This is a genomic window from Stieleria sedimenti, assembly GCF_025060895.1.
In the GTDB taxonomy this organism is placed as follows: domain Bacteria; phylum Planctomycetota; class Planctomycetia; order Pirellulales; family Pirellulaceae; genus Stieleria; species Stieleria sedimenti.
Map to the genome: position 1 here is coordinate 1 of NZ_JANZKV010000232.1, position 17,168 is coordinate 17,168.

General features: G+C 58.8%; 14 protein-coding genes. 8 read left to right on the top strand and 6 right to left on the bottom strand.

The genetic code is table 11. The features are described 5' to 3' along the window. Window positions 1-440: 440 nt before the first annotated feature. From sdhB to NZK35_RS27125, 3 genes are all read right to left on the bottom strand, one after another. Complete coding sequence (sdhB, locus tag NZK35_RS27115) at window positions 441-1,292, bottom strand: succinate dehydrogenase iron-sulfur subunit (protein WP_259635656.1); 852 nt, start codon at window positions 1,290-1,292, stop codon at window positions 441-443. A 105-nt stretch (window positions 1,293-1,397) separates the two neighbouring features. Beyond that, a complete protein-coding gene (gene sdhA / locus NZK35_RS27120; protein ID WP_259635657.1) occupies window positions 1,398-3,380 on the bottom strand; it encodes a succinate dehydrogenase flavoprotein subunit in 1,983 nt (660 codons plus the stop codon). Between the two features lie 73 nt (window positions 3,381-3,453). Continuing rightward, complete coding sequence (locus NZK35_RS27125) at window positions 3,454-4,350, bottom strand: succinate dehydrogenase cytochrome b558 subunit (RefSeq protein ID WP_259635658.1); 897 nt, start codon at window positions 4,348-4,350, stop codon at window positions 3,454-3,456. A gap of 247 nt (window positions 4,351-4,597) precedes the next feature. Between NZK35_RS27125 and NZK35_RS27130 the strand changes: the two genes are divergently transcribed. Beyond that, complete coding sequence (locus NZK35_RS27130) at window positions 4,598-6,088, top strand: GntP family permease (RefSeq protein ID WP_259635659.1); 1,491 nt, start codon at window positions 4,598-4,600, stop codon at window positions 6,086-6,088. 129 nt (window positions 6,089-6,217) lie between these two features. Next, on the top strand, window positions 6,218-7,348 hold the full coding sequence (carA, locus tag NZK35_RS27135; protein ID WP_259635660.1) for a glutamine-hydrolyzing carbamoyl-phosphate synthase small subunit: 1,131 nt from the start codon (window positions 6,218-6,220) through the stop codon (window positions 7,346-7,348). Window positions 7,349-7,474: 126 nt separating this feature from the next. Here the strand turns inward: carA and NZK35_RS27140 are convergent, their stop codons facing one another. Next, a complete protein-coding gene (locus tag NZK35_RS27140; protein ID WP_259635661.1) occupies window positions 7,475-7,954 on the bottom strand; it encodes a hypothetical protein in 480 nt (159 codons plus the stop codon). 356 nt (window positions 7,955-8,310) lie between these two features. On the opposite strand from NZK35_RS27140, the gene NZK35_RS27145 reads away from it, so the two are divergent. From NZK35_RS27145 to NZK35_RS27170, 6 genes are all read left to right on the top strand, one after another. After that, complete coding sequence (locus NZK35_RS27145) at window positions 8,311-9,210, top strand: alpha-1,2-fucosyltransferase (protein ID WP_259635662.1); 900 nt, start codon at window positions 8,311-8,313, stop codon at window positions 9,208-9,210. Between the two features lie 25 nt (window positions 9,211-9,235). Next, on the top strand, window positions 9,236-10,414 hold the full coding sequence (locus NZK35_RS27150) for a 3-hydroxyacyl-CoA dehydrogenase family protein (protein WP_259635663.1): 1,179 nt from the start codon (window positions 9,236-9,238) through the stop codon (window positions 10,412-10,414). A 427-nt stretch (window positions 10,415-10,841) separates the two neighbouring features. Beyond that, a complete protein-coding gene (locus NZK35_RS27155; protein ID WP_259635664.1) occupies window positions 10,842-11,246 on the top strand; it encodes a gamma-glutamylcyclotransferase family protein in 405 nt (134 codons plus the stop codon). Between the two features lie 164 nt (window positions 11,247-11,410). Beyond that, window positions 11,411-12,913, top strand: a complete 1,503-nt coding sequence (locus NZK35_RS27160) for a Gfo/Idh/MocA family protein (protein WP_259635665.1) — start codon at window positions 11,411-11,413, stop codon at window positions 12,911-12,913. A 289-nt stretch (window positions 12,914-13,202) separates the two neighbouring features. Beyond that, window positions 13,203-14,477 (top strand): diaminopimelate decarboxylase, encoded by a 1,275-nt coding sequence (gene lysA, locus NZK35_RS27165; protein WP_259635666.1) that lies wholly within the window; start codon window positions 13,203-13,205, stop codon window positions 14,475-14,477. 8 nt (window positions 14,478-14,485) lie between these two features. Beyond that, entirely contained in the window at window positions 14,486-14,779 is a 294-nt protein-coding gene (locus tag NZK35_RS27170) for a hypothetical protein (protein ID WP_259635667.1), read from the top strand. 180 nt (window positions 14,780-14,959) lie between these two features. On the opposite strand, the gene NZK35_RS27175 is transcribed toward NZK35_RS27170, so the two are convergent. Beyond that, complete coding sequence (locus tag NZK35_RS27175) at window positions 14,960-15,349, bottom strand: hypothetical protein (protein WP_259635668.1); 390 nt, start codon at window positions 15,347-15,349, stop codon at window positions 14,960-14,962. Between the two features lie 138 nt (window positions 15,350-15,487). Continuing rightward, window positions 15,488-16,786 carry a sensor histidine kinase gene (locus tag NZK35_RS27180; protein WP_259635669.1) on the bottom strand — a complete coding sequence of 433 codons (1,299 nt, stop codon included), beginning with the start codon at window positions 16,784-16,786 and terminating at the stop codon, window positions 15,488-15,490. Between the last annotated feature and the right edge of the window lie 382 nt (window positions 16,787-17,168).

The window sequence follows — 17,168 nt, forward strand, 5'->3', positions numbered from 1 at the left end:
ACCCGCCAAGGAATCACCTGCTCTGCGATGCGCCGAAGGTGCTTCGTGCCCTCCGCCGGCCCCCGCGTCGGCGGAGGGGCATTTGAACCGAGCGTTTGTCCTCGCTCTCCCCATTCGGACATCGCAGCAATGCCTCGAAAAACCTGGGTCCTGAGCGATTAGCCACTAAAATCCACGAAGAACCCCTAGTGCTTTGTTCCATTTCAATGTTCGGGTCGATGAGAGATTCGCGAAAAGGGGTCAGACCCCAATAGCCGGAACGGCCCGAAGGGTGCTTCGCACTATTGGGGTCTGACCCCTTTTCGCTGGCCAACCCTAATTGCAAATTGGAACAAAGCACTAGAGGGAGAGAATCTAAATCGGTTGCCGAATCCTGCAGTCAAAGAATCGACGTCCCCCGGGATGAAAAGAAGTGGGGAAACCTTTTCCACCGGGTACCACTACTTTTCAAACCACTTTTTGATGGTGTGGATCGTGGTGGCTCGTCCGGCGCGGGCGATGGAGGTGGTGAGCGGAATTTCTTTGGGGCAAACGGCGACGCAATTCTGTGCGTTGCCGCAGGCTTGGATTCCGCCGGGGGCGATCAGTGCATCCAACCGCTCGCCCGCGATCGACTTACCGGTCGGGTGATTGTTGAACAGCATCGCTTGAGAGATCGCGTGGGGACCGACGAACGCTGTGTCCCAGGCTTTCTCTTCTCGCTTCCGAAACTCTTCGTCCGTCTCGTCCTTTTTCCGCTCCAGTTCAATCTTGTTGTACTGCGGGCAGGCATCGACACAGCAACCGCAGCTCATGCACTGGCTGAGTGGGTAATTCTGTTCTTGGGCAGCACGGAGCTGTCTTTCGCCGGGGCCCATGTTGTAGTAACTATCGACGGGGACCCATGCCTTGACCTTCTCGAGTGCCTTGAACAACCGTCGGCGGTCGACCAGCAAGTCGCGCAGCACGGGAAATTTGCTCATCGGTTCCAAGACGATTTCGTCGGCGTTGTCTTTCAGCAACTGGTCGACCAGCGCGCTACAACTCTGGCGGACGCGTCCGTTGATCTGCATGGTGCAGGAACCACAGACCTCTTCCAGACAGCCACAATCCCAAACGACCGGCGGGACTTTTTTGCCGTCGGACGTTTGGCCGAGAGCGGCGATCCGTTGCAGAATCGAAATGACGTTCAATTCCGGCTCGTAGTCGATTTTGAACAATTGCCAATACGGCTCTTGGCCAGGACCATCTTGTCGCTTGACGCGGACGTTGATGAACTGGGGGCGATTCGCGGCGGGATCCAGGGCAATCATGCGTTGACCTATGAAATTGTCGAAAGTTGAATGTTCGTTGGATGATGTAGTTTGATCTCGGTCGTCTGACCGGGAACTCGCTTGTGACAAACGAGCGGTGACGTCTTAGGAGGAAGCCATTTGGGGTTGCTGCTTTTTCGCCTCGGCCCGTTCCTTCCACACCTCTTCGATGATATCGGCCCCGACAAGCCCATACAGTCTCGGGCGTGGCGGTTGCAACGATGTGTCGACATCCTCGTAGCTGAACTGTGGTTGCATCGAAGCATTGTCGTAGTCGGCGATGGTACTTTTCAGGTATTTGTCGTTGTTCTTTTCGAAGGCGTCGCACCACTCTTCGGCCTGCTTCCGTCGCTCGGCCGGGTCTTCCGCGGTCAGCGAAGGCTTTTCGAAGTCCGGTTTAAAGTGTGCACCTCGGCATTCGTCGCGCCGCAGCGCGCCGCCGAGAATTGATTTGGCGATCGGGAACATGTCCTGGAGCGATTTGGCAAAGATCACGTTCTGGTTGGACCAGCTGCCGGTGTCGGACAAGTTGACCTTCATCGCGCGGTCGTGCAACTCGTTCACTTTCTCGATTGCATCAGTCAATTGGTCGTTGCGTCGTACCACTGTCGCGGCACGCGTCATGATGTCCCCGAGTTCCTGGTGGATCAGGTAAGGGTTCTCATCGCTGCCGGGGTTACCGGTCAACAGCGAGTCGTGCCGTTCTTGTTGTTTGCTAACGGCACCGGACAGCGTCGCAGGGTCGATGTCGGCGTGACCGCCAGATTGATTGTCGATGTAATTGACGATCGATGGTCCGGTGAACAAACCGGTAAAGATGCAAGACAGTAACGAGTTGGCGCCCAGTCGGTTGGCACCGTGGTAGTGGTAATCACACTCACCGATGGCGTAGAGCCCTTCGATGTTGGTCATGTGATTGGCCGGAGCGCCGGCTTCCAGGCCACCGTCGGCACTCTTGACGTAATCGGCCCACAATCCGCCCATGCTGTAGTGGACCGCGGGGAAGATCCGCATCGGTTCGATCCGCGGATCAACGCCTTGGAATTTTTCGTAGATTTCGAGGATCCCACCGAGCTTTCGATCCAATTCCGCTTTGGGAATATGAGTCAAATCCAAGTAGACGCACATCCGTTCGGAGTCGACGCTGAGACCGTCGTTGACACAGATGTCAAAAATCTCGCGAGTCGCGATGTCTCGGGGCACCAGGTTGCCGTATTCCGGGTACCGTTCTTCGAGAAAATAGTAGCGGTCACTGGCGGGGATGTCGCGTGGGGCACGTGAGTCATGCGGCTTGCGGGGGACCCAGACGCGTCCACCTTCGCCGCGGGCCGACTCGCTCATCAAACGCAGCTTGTCGCTGCCGGGAATCGCCGTCGGGTGGACTTGGATGAACTCGCCGTTTGCGTATTTCGCGCCGGCTTGGAAACAGCGACTGGCGGCGCTGCCGGTGCAAAACACACTCATCGTGCTGCGACCGTACACCAGACCACAACCGCCGGTGGCGACGACGGCGGCATCGGCGGGGAAGGCTCGGATTTCCATCGACACCATGTCTTGTGCGACGACTCCGCGGCAGCGACCGGTTTCGTCTTGGATCGGTCCCAAGAAGTCCCAAAATTCAAATTTGCGAATCAGGCCTTCGGATTCACGGCGACGGACCTGTTCGTCTAGGGCGTAGAGCAGCTGTTGTCCGGTGGTCGCTCCGGCAAAGGCGGTTCGTTTGTAAAGCGTGCCGCCGAAACGACGTCGGTCCAAAAACCCTTCGCCGGTGCGATTAAACGGCACTCCCAAGCGGTCCATCAGTTCGATGACCTTGGGCGCCCAGTACGCCATTTCTTTGACGGGCGGCTGGTGGTTGAGAAAGTCACCACCGTAGACCGTGTCGTCAAAGTGTTTCCATTCGTTATCGCCCAGCTGACGAGTCTGGTCGTTGCAGCTGTTGATACCGCCTTGGGCGCAGACGCTGTGGGACCGCTTGACGGGAGTGAGACTGATCAGGTCGACCGCGACGCCCAGTTCCGCCAATTTCATTGCCGAGGCGAGACCAGCAAGACCACCACCGACGACGACCACACGTTGATTTGACATAGTGACTGAGGATGAAAGAGTTGAGTGTGTTGATTCGAATGGAATTGCGTAAACGGGCCGGAGCTGATCAGCGTCAGGACGCCGGCTCCGTCGTTGCTGTGGATGCTTGTTCGCCGTCCGCCGCGTCGCCGGACTCCTCAGCCGCCGCCGCTCGACCGCGCAAGTCACGCTTGTGCTCATTTTCGGGAACGGTGCCGGCCACGACACCCGCCTCGTACATGCGATCTTCGATCGCACGCATCTCCGCGACGTCTTCTTTGCCTGGGAAGACGGCACCGGCCCAGGCTGCCAGGGAGACAACCGTCAGGATGACGCCAAATGCAACGCAAACTTTGGTCGCCCGCGCTTGGGCCTCGGGGGAAATCCAAAGGCCCCACGTGATCCCGGCAGTCCAAATTCCGTTGACGAAGTGGTAAACGAGCGCCAGCACGCCGACCAGATAAATGACCGGCCAGATGATTCCGTAACCGAGATTCATCGCATTGACTAACGAGCTGCCCGCGTTGTAGGGGCTGAATTGTCCAAATCCGATTTGGTAGATCGCGTCCATCCAGCTTTCGGCGTGAATTCCGCCGTGCAGATGCATCACATGCAGAAACAGGTACACCAATCCGATGAATCCGGTCCAACGTTGCCAGGAGTACCGTTTGTTGCTGGTGAACTGGTATTGGCTGCTGTTGCTGCGGCCCGTCTTGGCGATCCAAATCCCCAGACCGGCGTGAAACAGCAACGGAAGGAAAATTCCGCCCCATTCGATCAGCGGCAACAACGGTCCGGGACTGTGGATCAAGAAGACGGCACGCTGAAAAATCTCGACACTACCCAGCAGGCTTGCGTTCGTCGTCAGGTGAACGCACATGTAAAGACCCAGCGGCACGATTCCCGTCAACGAGTGAAGTCGACGGATCGCAAATTCATGCCTGGTGAAAAACGACGGCTCGCTGTTTGAATCGGAGTTGGAGTCGGACACGTGACTTCTTGACCGGTGCGTTGGGAGGAAATCGAAGGCGACGCATGGTGCAGGCGCCACGGTAAGATACCGCAGACTGCCAGCGGCCGCGCGGCCCTGCGAATTTTGTTAAGGTTCGTCACGGCATACTGTAGGCTCCATCGGCCCACACGCCTAGATCGGCGGATTGACGCAGACGGACTCGAGAAACTCGTGTCCGACGCGCATCAATCCGCACACTTAGATTCCGCACACCAAGAAGTTGTTGATGAGCATCTGGTTGATCGTTGCCCTAGCTGTCGTCGTGGTCTTGGTCAGCATTCTCGTGTTTCGGCTGCACGCGTTTTTAACGTTATTATTGGCGGGATTGCTGGTTGCGGGTTTGACCACGCCGGAATCGCTTCAGCAGTACGCCGACGCGGAGGTTGCCGCAAAAGAATGGACGCCGGAAGCGGCCGTGTCATTTACGCACAGCAGTGCGGCCGCACGTGTGACGTCAGCGTTCGGTTCGACGGCCGGAAAAATTGGAATTTTAATCGCGCTGGCCAGCGTGATCGGCGGCTGCTTGTCGGAATCGGGCGCGGCCCGAACGATCGTCGCTCGGATGTTGAAGTGGGTCGGGCCGAAACGTTCGCCCGAAGCGCTGGCGGTGAGCTCCTTCATCATCGGGATCCCGGTCTTCTTTGACACGGTGTTCTACTTGATGATCCCGTTGGCGCGATCGTTGCGCCGCGTCGTCGGTCGCGATTACGTGCTGTTTATCTTGGCGATCCTGGCCGGCGGTTCGATCGCGCACTCTTTGGTCCCTCCCACTCCCGGGCCGCTGCAGGTCGCCGAGATCCTGAACGTCGACGTCGGCGTGATGCTGGGAGTCGGGCTGGTCGTCGGCAGCATGAGTAGCGTGTTGTCCCTGGCGTCGGCACGACTGATCAATCGCTTCGTCGATGTCCCACTGCGCGAGATCGCGGCGGAGTCGGTACCGGAAGATGGGACAGAGGAGTCGGAATCAGGTGCAGGAGAAACAGATGCAGGCGAACCGGACGGCCCGCCGGATCCACTCGATCGCGGGCGTTCACCGGGCTTCCTCGAGTCGCTGCTTCCGATCGTGATCCCCGTCATCCTGATCACGATCGGAAGTGTGTTGGCGTACCTGATGAAGTCCGGTGCGGTGCAGCCGAGCGGGTTGACAGACGTGTTGAAGCTGGTCGGTGACAAGAACATCGCGATCGCGATCGGCCTGGCGTTTGGCATGACGTTGATTCGGTACATCGATGCGAACCAACGTAGGTCACTGGTCAGCCGTTCGTTGGCTTCGGCGGGGAACATTATTTTGATCACGGCCGCCGGCGGTGCGTTCGGAGCGATGTTGCGGCAGGCGGGGATTGCGACCGCGGTGGGATCGCTGGTCGACGCGAACGCCGGACTGATGTTGCTGCCGCTGGCCTTTTGCGTGACCACGGCGATCCGAACGCTGCAAGGCTCTGCCACCGTGGCCATGATCACGTCGGCGGGCGTGCTGCAAGGTTTTGCGTTTTCGGAGGACCTACCCTTCCACCCGGTCTATCTGGCGATGGCGATCGGGGCGGGCAGCAAACCGGTGTCCTGGATGACCGACAGCGCGTTTTGGGTGATCACCCGGATGAGCGGGATGACGGAAGCCGAAGGGTTGAAAGTGATCTCGCCGATGAGCATCGCGACGGGGCTGTCGGCACTGCTCGTTTGCCTGTTGATGGCGTGGTTGTTCCCCGGGGTGGGGTGAGCCAGTGGCACGCGGTCGATTGATGCACGCACCCACTCGTCGAAAATACCAATCCCCGCTAACCTATGGGAGTTTTTGAACTCTACCCAACCCTTTCCGCACTTTTGGGCAACGCGCCTCCCTATCCCCATGACCCGAATCGCAAAACTTGCGCTCGAAGACGGCACGGTTTACACCGGAGAAGGCTTCGGGGCTGACGGCGAAATCAACGGCGAAGTCGTTTTCAATACCTCCATGACGGGCTATCAGGAAATCCTGACGGACCCCAGTTATCACGGCCAAATCGTAACGATGACGTATCCCGAGATCGGGAATTATGGCGTCAATTCGATCGACATCGAGCACGAGAAGCCGTCGTTGTCGGGGTTCATCGTCCGCGAAGAGAGTCGAATTTATAGCAATTATCGCGCCGAAGGCGGCTTGTCGGCATACTTGCAGCAGCACGGCATCGTCGGCTTGGCCGGGATCGACACCCGCTCCCTGGTGCGGCGGATCCGCGAACAGGGTGCCATGCGAGGCATCTTGTCCACCAGCGATCTGGACGACGCTTCGCTGGTCGAAAAAGCGAAAAGCAGCCCCGGATTGGTCGGCCGCGATCTGGTCCGCGAAGTGATGCCGACGCAATCGCGGCAGTGGGACAACCGGCTTGATGACTGGACCGAAACCGAGATCGCTCGACACGGAAACCCCGCCGGCGCGGGGAACGCAAAGGTCGTCTGCATGGACTTCGGGATGAAATGGAACATTCCGCGTCACTTCATCTCACGCGGAAACCTGGTCACTGTCGTCCCAGGCGACACGAGCGCCGATGAGATCTTGAAGCTCCAGCCGGATGGCGTTTTTCTGTCCAACGGACCCGGAGACCCCGAACCGCTGGACTATGCCCAGAAAACCATTAGCGCCCTGATCGGAAAAACGCCGATCTTCGGCATCTGCCTGGGACACCAACTGCTGTCACTGGCTTGTGGCGCCAAGACCTTTAAGCTGAAATTCGGTCACCGAGGGGCGAACCAACCGGTGCTCGATCTGCAAACCGGCAAAGTCGAAATCACGACGCAGAACCACGGTTTCGCGGTCGAGGAAGAGTCGCTGCCGGACTGCCTGGAGATCACCCATCGCAACCTAAACGACGACACAATCGCCGGCGTTCGGCATCGCGAATCGACAGCCTTCGGTGTCCAGCATCACCCCGAAGCGTCATCGGGACCGCATGACAGCCACTACCTGTTCGATCGATTCCAGAGCATGATCGCAAAGTAGTTTTGGCGCGGTGTGAGCTTGCAGCTTCCTTCCCAGGCCTAACGCAAGCTGGAAGCTTACCTCTCATGCTCCACGCAAGCTGGAAGCTTACCTTCCATGCTCCACGCAAGCTGGAAGCTTACGCCACTAGCGGATGGGCTCTTGCTTGAGAAACTCGTTGACCGAGCGATTGACTTCGTCGTCCTCGGATTTGGGGAACGGGGAGAACAGGTTGCTGAAAAAACCGCCCTGTTGCTTTGCCGCCGGTGCCGGTGCTGCTTGGCTATCCTGACGGAATCCGGCGGGGATCAATCGCATCGGATTGAGCGTGTCCTTGGTGCGTTGCCAGCTCTTTTTGGCGGTCATGGAGACCTCGTCCACCAAGCTGTCTTTCTTGGTGATCACACGTTCCTTTTCGTCTTTGGACGGCAAAAACGTGGACATCGTTGGCATTTTCAGCTTGGGCATCTGCCAATTCATCGGGTTCAAGCCGCTCATCATCCGGGTCAACGGGTTGCCGGGCAATGGAGGGTCTGTGGCAGAGTCCTGGGCGGCCACGTCGGTGAGCGAAGCGAGCATCATCGCTGCAACGAGTGCGCAGGGCAGGGCAAGTGATCGAGTCTTCATCGCAGTGAATCGTCTCCCGTGGGCGAAGCATGGCGAGTTAAATGTGTGGTTCGGCCTTTCGGCACGTGGCCCGCGTATCGCAAGATTTAGCTGTACAGGGCAAGACCAGTTTTTGAGTCGGAGGCCGAGTATTCAGAGCGCACCGATCGGGTCGCGAGACTGATCAGCGGTTTGTCGGCGTTTGCCTGACGGGGAAAATCCGCGAACCGGACTTGTGAACACTTTCGGCTCGGCGATAGCATCGCCGCCGTAGGGCTTGCCGTTGCCGCACGGGCAGGCTGGCGTCTGATCCAGACGATTGTTTTTTCGCTTTTTGCTTGGATGTTTCATTCCGATTCGAGGATGGCCCACCGCTCATGATGATTATCGCACGAAGGTACGGCCAACTCGGAAACCGGCTGTTTCTTTACGCGCACTTGATTGCCGCGGCTCGGCACTACGGCGTCGAACTTCGCAATCCCTGCTTTGCCGAGTATGCGGCGCTGTTCCCCAACACGCGCAACGATCTCTGGTGTCGTTACGCAACGCACTTGAATGGACTGTCCCACGACACAGGTTCCCGCCGGGCTCCATCGCAATCGGTTCGCCTCGGGTTGATGCACGGCATTCAGGCGGTGGCAAAAACGATGAACGCGGTCGGGATGCGTGACTATCCGGCGAAGGTGATTCGATTGCGATCGGGCCAGGAATGTGACTTGGAAGGCGACCGTTTTCGCATCGCGGTGGAATCCGGCCGCATGCTGTTGTTGCAGGGCTGGCTGTTTCGTAGCCCGCGTCTGCTGAAAATACATTGGTCGCACATTCGTGATTTCTTTGCCGTTTCTGCTGACGATCAAAACGCGATCGATCGGACGATGCAACAGGCGCGTCGTGAGAGTGACGTTGTCGTCGGGGTCCACATTCGCCGCGGCGACTATGCCGATTTCCAAGGCGGTCGCTATTTTTTCGACGATCGTTTGTATGCGAACTGGATGCACAGCGTGTGCGATCAGTTGCACGGCCGCACGGTGCAGTTTTTGGTTTGCAGCCACGAACGGCTGAACCCCACGAACTTTGCCGGACTGAATATCACCCGCGGCCCTGGAACCGCGTTGCGGGACATGTATGCGTTGGCAGAAACGGACTGGATGATGGGGCCGCCGAGCACGTTTACCGCGTGGGCGGCGTTTGTCGGTCGCAAACCGCGGGTCGAGCTACACTCGTGTGAGCAGACGGTTGTCGTTCCCGATCCGTTTGCCGAGCAGGCGGCCGCTTAGTGAGCACTCCTTACCAAGGTTTGGGATGAAACCCGATTCCCCGCAGTGGCCGCACGACTTGCCCCGCGTTTTGTTGATCGGGGCGGGCGTGGTCGGACGAGCGATCGCTGATGCCCATGCGGTACGCAACGTTGCGTTCTGTCTGGCAGACCAAAGTGCTGAGGCGATCCGGGCCGCAGCGATTGCCTTTGATGAAGCGGGACTGGCGAGGCGTGAGAGTTCGCTGCCCGGCGGATCGCTACACGCCATCACGATCGGCGAACCGAAGTCGAGTGATGCGACCCATGCGCCGATCGTGATTGAGTCGATTGTCGAACGCTGTGAGGCGAAACAAGACTTGTTCGAAATGCTGCAAAGCGAGCTGGGGAAAACTGCGGTGCTCTGCAGCAACACGTCCACCCTGTTGATCGACGAGATCGCCGGGCAGCGACTGCGTTCGGCCGGTCGAGTCTGTGGGATGCATTTTTTCATGCCCGTCCATGCCAGGGCGGCCGTCGAGGTCGTGGCGGGGAAACGCAGTGACGACGATGCGATCCAAGCGGTCGTGGATCACGCATCGCGACTGGGCAAGCGAGCGATACGGTGCCAGGACGGGCCGGGGTTCATCGTCAACCGAATGCTTTCGCCCTATCTGAACCAAGCGTTGTTGCTGCTGTGCCGTGGTGCGACCGAGCGTCAGATCGAGCGGGCGGCGCTGGCCTACGGCATGCCGATGTCCCCACTGGAGCTGATTGACTGGATCGGCGCGCCCACGATGTACCATGCCGGGAAAGCGTTCACCAGCGCGTTCCCGCAGCGGATCGATCCCTCGCCCATGGTCCCGGCTTTGCTCAAACGCAAACGACTCGGACGCGCAGCCGGTGGTGGATTGTTTGACTACCAACGCGGTCAACGCAGTCGGCAATTGTCCGATCAAACGCAACAACTGATTGAGACCTATCGCACTGATCACCGCGAATTCACCGACGGAGAGGTGTTGCTGCTGTTGACGATCCCGATGTGGATCGAAGCGAACTGCCTGCTGAAAGAAGGCGTCGCTGATTCGATGGGCACCGTGGATTTGGCGATGGCCGGCGGGCTGGGATTCACCAGCGATGCAAACTGGTCCGAATTTTTTTCCGAACTCGGTAGCGAACAAATTGACGGCGCCATCAGCCGATGGCAAGCCGAGTTCAAATCCATGCGTAAGCCTAGCATCAAATGATGATCAACAATCCAGTGACATTGCCCTGCCTGCTACCACGCGGTAGACGCAACCGGCGGTTGGTCAAAAGATTTGGTGGTCAAAAAATCAAACAATCGAAGAGGCGAGTTCTCGCAATCGCGGCACACTCCTTTTTGCGATCACCCCATTTTTTGACCATTCCTAAATGCCCCTTCCCCCAAACAGGTCGTGCAGTTTTTAAGTGGTTGATTACAAGGGGTTTTCGTCACACTCTCTCTGTGAGGGTCGCGCGTAGCGAGGAGAGGGTTCTCTTTGCTGCTTGGGACGCGACTCGGGCAGGTGAAGTAAAACTCGCGATTCACCGTTCGACCTCCCCTCGCTGCGCTCGACCCTCCTGCCAGGAGGGTGGCTTTTAAACTGCGCGTCCCCCAACTAGGACGAGCATTCCACATTATTATTTTGATTGATGATCGATTCGGTATTCGTTTACGGCACACTCAAACGCGGTCAATGTCGCGAGAGCTGCTGGCCCGTCGTGCCGCGAAAAGTGGTCGCGGGCTGGGTTCGCGGAACAGTATACGGACGCGAGGACTATCCGGCGCTGTTGCCGGGTGACCATCACGTGGTCGGCGAACTGTGGATGTTTGAGTCCCCGTCGATGCCGCGGGTGCTTTTTGTCTTGGACGACATCGAAGGGACCGATGGGAATTCGCCGAGCGACCTGTACCACCGCCACGTGGTCGACGTGTTCGGCGAAGACGACGAGCTGATTGGGACCGCGTACACGTATTTTTATCACCGCGACCCGCTGGCGGACGGGTTTTCCCTAATGCCCGTTGTGGGCGGAACGCAACGCTGGCCGGCGGAATGACGCTGGAAAGGGTTGGGAACTGCGACACATCAACGCGACCACGGTCGACGGCGCGTTTGGATCCGGTCTGTGGATACCCATCGGCGACCGATCAGTTACAATTGGTCGATCAACGTTTCCCGCCAGATTTTCCCACCTGCCGTATCGGCCTGAGGCACGCGCGAATGCATCATCCTGCTGAAAAACCAAGTACCGACCGACGATCCTTTCTGAAGAATGGCGCCACAGTCGGTGCCGCGGCGAGCGTCGCCATGACGCTACCCGAACGCGCCAAGGCTGCCGCCGGTGCGAACGAACGCCTACGTATCGGGTTCATCGGCCCCGGCGGACGCGGTTTCGGCGCCCACGTGAAAACACTCTGTGATCTGCACAAGGAAGGCCGCAAGATCGACCTGGTCGGGGTCGCCGAGGTCTACGAGACGCAGCGCGACATGGTTGCCGATTACATCAAAGACAAAACCGGCACGGATCCGGGGCGATACGTCGATTACAACGACATGATCGCCAAGGAAAACCTGGACGCCGTTTGCATCGGGACTCCCGACCACTGGCACCACAAACAGATCATCGATTCGCTTGCCGCGGGGCTGAATGTCTACTGCGAAAAACCGATGACCAAGACGGTCGAAGAAGCGTTCAACGTCGAAAACAAATGGCGCGCCTCGGGCAAGGTCATGCAGGTCGGCGTGCAATCGACCAGCCTGCCGGTGTGGAACGAAATCCGGGCGTTGCTTCAAGACGGAAAACTCGGCAAGGTGCTCGGATTCCAGACCGAATACTTCCGCAACAGCAACGTCGGCCAATGGCGCTATTACAAGCTGGTTGCCGACATGAACCCCAAGAAGATCGATTGGCAGCGGTGGCTGGGCACGAACGAAGACCTCGCTCCGGAGATGCCGTTTGACCGAGCGGTTTACAAACAGTGGCGACGATTCTGGCCCTTCGGAAGCGGCATGTTCACCGACTTATTCGTCCACCGCACGACGTCGATGTTGAAGGCGACGGGACTTCGGATCCCCGGACGCGTGGTCGGCGCCGGCGGAATCTTCATGGAGTACGACGGACGCGATGTGCCCGACGTTGCCACCGTCGCGGCGGACTTCAACGAAGGCGTACAAGGATTGATCACCGCCACGATGTGCAACCAAGAATCACGCGTCAATCAACTGATCCGTGGTCACTACGGCACCTTCGAACTCGGCAACGGCGAAGGTTTCGACGGGTTCGATTTCGTCCCCGAGCGACGCCAAGTCACGTCGCAGGGCGATTCCGCCAAGCGGACCTTTGAGAACGAGCGAATCTCGACTCAGCCGGTCAAGAATACGACCAAGGCCCACTTCGCGAACTTCCTGGATGCCTGTGAAGCCGGCGAGCCGGAACTTTGTAACAACCCGCCCGACTTGGGTGCCGCGGCGATGGCCGTGGTGAACCTGGGGGCACAAAGTTATCGCAACGGCGAGGTTTACTTCGTCGATTCCGACAACCGCGACATCAGCACCAAAGATCCGGGCTGGGCGGCGAAATGGGAAGCCAAATCGAAGGCTCGCGAGTTGCCCAATCACATCGCAGGTTGGAAGGCCGGCGATTTCGGCAGCAAGCTAGACGAGCCCGAATACATGGATCTGGCCGGCCCCTGGACCGACGGCAAAGACCCCGCCGGTTCCTGATCGGGGATTGGCAAGCGCGAACCACGCAGGTGGTTGGCGGGTCAAGTCTTGCAGCCACCTCGTTCCCAGGCTCCGCCCTACGCCGTGAACTTACCGTCCTGGAGGCTCCGCCTTCCGTCCCGCCGCTGGGGGTGGCAAGCGGGATACGTACCCCACTTCGATTGCGTCCCCGGGCGGAGTCGGGGGCCCAGAACTCGTGGCGGCGATGGCTGGACAAAACAGCCTGCTCGGGGACAAAATGCGTCTCGCCGTTTGACGTCCCGTTCCCCCTCTCCTCCCTGCGATCGCGATGGCCTCTCTGACAACGCCCACCTTTTCTACCAGTCGCCATCAGATCGCGGGGCTATCCGTCTCGGAATTGGCCAAACAGTATGGAACGCCGCTCTACGTTTATGACCTGAACGTCATCGAGCAGCGGATTGCGGATTTGAGTCAATTCGACGTGATCCGTTATGCCCAAAAGGCGTGCGGGAACATCGCCATTCTGGACCGCATGCGGCGGCGTGACGTGGTCGTCGACGCGGTCAGTTGCGGGGAAATTCAGCGTGCGTTGGCGGCGGGGTATTCGCCCCAAGACCATCAAATCGTATACACGGCGGATATTTTTGACGCCGCCGCTTTGGATCTGGTCGTCGAGCACAAGTTGCACGTCAATTGCGGATCGCCCGACATGATTTCGCAACTAGGCGAGCGTCTCCCGGGTGCCGACGTCACGCTGCGGATCAATCCCGGATTCGGGCACGGCCACAGCCAGAAGACGAACACCGGCGGCGAACAGAGCAAGCACGGAATCTGGCACACACAGATCGACGATTGCCTGCGTCGGGCCGACCAGTATGGCGTCACCGTGACCGGGCTTCACATGCACATCGGGTCGGGGACCGACCTGGAGCACCTCAGCGAGGTCTGTGAAGCGATGGAGCGAGTAGCGATGGAGGTCGGCAGGACGATCACGACGATCAGCGCCGGTGGCGGTTTGCCCGTGCCGTACAGCGAATCAGAATCCTATGTCGATTTGGACAAATACTTTCAACTATGGGACGCCACCCGCAACCGATTGAGCGAGTCGTTCGGTCATCCGGTGACGTTGGAAATCGAACCGGGGCGATACCTTTCAGCCGAATCAGGATTCTTGATCGCCGAAGTCCGTAGCGTGAAGAAGGTCGGCGAAAATCTGTTTGTGTTGCTCGATGCCGGCTTCAACGATCTGGCTCGGCCGGTCATGTATGGTGCCCACCATCCGATTTCGGTTTGTTCATCCGACGGTGCCCCGGTCGACGATCGCGACAACGTCCAAGCCGTCATCGGCGGACCGCTTTGCGAGTCGGGCGATATTTTCACCCAGCGTGAAGGCGGATACGTCGACAGTCGCGAACTGCCCATGTGTCGTGTCGGTGACTTTGTCATCCTGGAAAACGCGGGTGCCTACGGCTTTGTCATGGCCAGCAATTACAACAGCAAAACCCGCGCGGCCGAGGTGCTGATTGAACAGGGTCAAGCCAAATTGATTCGCAAACGAGAAACGTTTGAGGATCTGATCCGCTGCGAGATGATTCCGGAGTGAGAGCAGCAGTGCGTTTTGGATTGCGGGCACTCCTGGTCGTCACCACCGTGACCGCACTCTGGATCGCGTTGATTCAACTGGTGCCTCCGTTGGCGTTTCTGCTGTTCGCCCTGGCCGCGTTTCAGGCGCTGGCGCTCCCCGTGGTGTTCGTGTTGATCGGATTGATGTCGCCGCAAAAGGGCGCTGTGTTGGACGTCCAATCCAATGCGACGTTCATGGCGCTGGTGACCGCATGGAAGTTCAGCGTGGTGCTGTGCGGCACGTTCTATTTCGCCGCGTTGCTGCAAGAGTTGGCGGGGTGAGCGTTATCGGCCGCACACGCGGTAGCGAAACGAGTATCCCGGAGGGATTCCAGCAAGTAGCCGGAGGTCAGCGCAGCGCAACCTCCGGGAAGTACGTTCCAGATTCCTATCGACCCCGGGACGGGGTCGCAACGAATCAAACCACCGGCGGTGCCGTAGTCCGCGTCTCCAAAACAGTTGTCAGCGAGCAGCGCGTGACATCCGAAAGACGCCCAAATCCTTTTTGCCTCGGAACGTCGCGTTGAAATGATGCGGCGTGACGGTGGCCGTCATGCGGTATTCGCCCAACAGCGGCAATCGCGTCGATGAGTGATAGCGATTGGACGTGCCTGGGACGCGTTGCAGTTTTGCGGGGTAGACAAACGGGATGACTTTGGCAAACCGCCCGGCAAACAGGGCTCGGTAGGTGTCGGCATCGACGGCGCGGATCCTAGCGCGAAGCGGGCCATGATGCCCCGTCGACGAAGACGACCAGCTGCCGGCCCAACGCCCCGTGGGACTGGCCGCTGGGAGCGTCGTCGCTGTCAGGGAAAACGCAACCAACAACACGGTGAGTAATCGAGCCGGCATGGGAGGACCTTCAAGGCAGAGAGGGGAAGACGATGTGGGCAGGCCGGGCGTCGCGGCCCAGAACTCCGATCAAGCAACATCCCCACCATCCTAATTCGGCAGCAAGACGAGGTGTAGCCACGCCGCGGTCACGATCGCTCAGATGCTGACGGCGTGACAGACATCCCGTTGGCTTTGGACCTTGTCGTAGCAGAATTCGTTTTCGATTCCCGCCACGGAGGTCCCGATCGTGAACCAGAAACAGGTGCCATCCTGGTAGGCGGGGTCGATCCAGATTCTGCCGCCGTGGGTTTCGACAATTTTTCGTGCGATCGTCAGACCGGCTCCGGAACCTCCGCCATAGGCATCGGCGGCGTGCAACCGGCGGAAAATCGTAAACACTTCCGGACGCATCCGCTCGGGGATACCGATTCCATTGTCGGCGATGAAGAAAGCGGTCACCGGTTCGTCATCCGGTCCGATCCGCTTGGTCTGAAATCCGACCTCCACCGTTTTCGATTCGTTGTCGTTGTATTTGATGCCGTTGGAGATCAGGTTTTGGAACAACTCATTGAGCAGCACCGGCGCTCCGTTGGCCGATGGCAGCTGCATGCATTGGATCGACACTTGGCCCGAGGCGAACAGAGCAAACAGATTCTCCTTCACGTGATCGACCACTTCGTTCAGATCGACCGACTGCAGGCGATCGACCACGCTGCCGACCCGGGCGTAGTGCAACATTTGATCGATCATGGTTTGGGCGCGATCGGTCAACCGGCGAATCAGTTCCAGCTTTTCTTTGGCCGCATCGTCCAGCTGGTCGCCGTAATCTTCGACAAAGAACTCTGTCAAGGAACCGATCCCGCGAATCGGTTGCTTCAGATCGTGTGATGCGGCGTAGGCGAATTCTTGCAGCGCTTCGTTGGATCGTTCCAATTCCGAGCGATACGTTTCCAACTGGTTGGTCCGGCCACGCAACTCGATCAGCGACGTCGTCTGGCGACCGAGTGCTTTGAGCGACAGTAGCTGTTCGGGGGACAGTTCGCGGGGGATTGAATCGATCACGCAGAGTGTTCCCAGGGCGACTCCATCGGGCGTTACCAACGGCGATCCGGCGTAGAAGCGAATGTGCGGTGCTCCCGTGACCAGGGGATTGTCCAGGAATCTTGGATCTTGCGTCGCATCACGGACGGCCAGCACCTCGTCCTGATTCAAGATCGCGTGGGCGCAGAATGCCGCGGAGCGATCGGTCTGGCCGACATCCACCCCGACCCGCGCCTTGAACCATTGGCGATCGGCATCGATCAAACTGACCAATGCAATCGGCGTTCGGCAAATCCGAGATGCAATGCCGACAATGTCGTCATACTCTTGCTCGGGCAACGAGTCGAGGATCTGGTAGTCGACCAGAGTTTGCAACCGAACCGATTCGTTAGCAGGAAGTGGCGCCGCAGGCATGGGATTTCCGGGTGTGTCACTGAAAAGCGAACGGCGGTCATTGACGCCGTTGTTGGTGACGAATCTACAAATGACGTTGAACTGCCCAAACTTAGCTTTCTCCATCGCATTGAGATCAAGTGGCGGGTTTTCGCCCCACCTCGCCCACTGAGGCCCTTGTCAGCCGAACCGATCAACCGGGTTGGAAGGGGGATAGGGGGAAGGAGTCGTCGGACCGGCGTGTCCGAATACCCGCAAGCTGGAAGCTGACGCCATGCGTGGTCCGCCAACCTTTCGATTTCAGGGTGCGTGACCCGAATGGCACGGGCAAGCGTGTTGGTTTGCGGGCTTTCGCCGCCCACTGTCGCTGCGGAGCGGCGACGGGGAATCGCCTAAAGGCCAA

Excerpts from the sequence above, each read along its gene's own strand:
- sdhB (WP_259635656.1), bottom strand. The coding sequence starts at position 1,292 with ATGATTGCCCTGGATCCCGCCGCGAATCGCCCCCAGTTCATCAACGTC.
- sdhA (WP_259635657.1), bottom strand. The coding sequence starts at position 3,380 with ATGTCAAATCAACGTGTGGTCGTCGTCGGTGGTGGTCTTGCTGGTCTC.
- NZK35_RS27130 (WP_259635659.1), top strand. The coding sequence starts at position 4,598 with ATGAGCATCTGGTTGATCGTTGCCCTAGCTGTCGTCGTGGTCTTGGTC.
- carA (WP_259635660.1), top strand. The coding sequence starts at position 6,218 with ATGACCCGAATCGCAAAACTTGCGCTCGAAGACGGCACGGTTTACACC.
- NZK35_RS27140 (WP_259635661.1), bottom strand. The coding sequence starts at position 7,954 with ATGAAGACTCGATCACTTGCCCTGCCCTGCGCACTCGTTGCAGCGATG.
- NZK35_RS27145 (WP_259635662.1), top strand. The coding sequence starts at position 8,311 with ATGATGATTATCGCACGAAGGTACGGCCAACTCGGAAACCGGCTGTTT.
- NZK35_RS27150 (WP_259635663.1), top strand. The coding sequence starts at position 9,236 with ATGAAACCCGATTCCCCGCAGTGGCCGCACGACTTGCCCCGCGTTTTG.
- NZK35_RS27155 (WP_259635664.1), top strand. The coding sequence starts at position 10,842 with ATGATCGATTCGGTATTCGTTTACGGCACACTCAAACGCGGTCAATGT.
- NZK35_RS27160 (WP_259635665.1), top strand. The coding sequence starts at position 11,411 with ATGCATCATCCTGCTGAAAAACCAAGTACCGACCGACGATCCTTTCTG.
- lysA (WP_259635666.1), top strand. The coding sequence starts at position 13,203 with ATGGCCTCTCTGACAACGCCCACCTTTTCTACCAGTCGCCATCAGATC.
- NZK35_RS27175 (WP_259635668.1), bottom strand. The coding sequence starts at position 15,349 with ATGCCGGCTCGATTACTCACCGTGTTGTTGGTTGCGTTTTCCCTGACA.
- NZK35_RS27180 (WP_259635669.1), bottom strand. The coding sequence starts at position 16,786 with ATGCCTGCGGCGCCACTTCCTGCTAACGAATCGGTTCGGTTGCAAACT.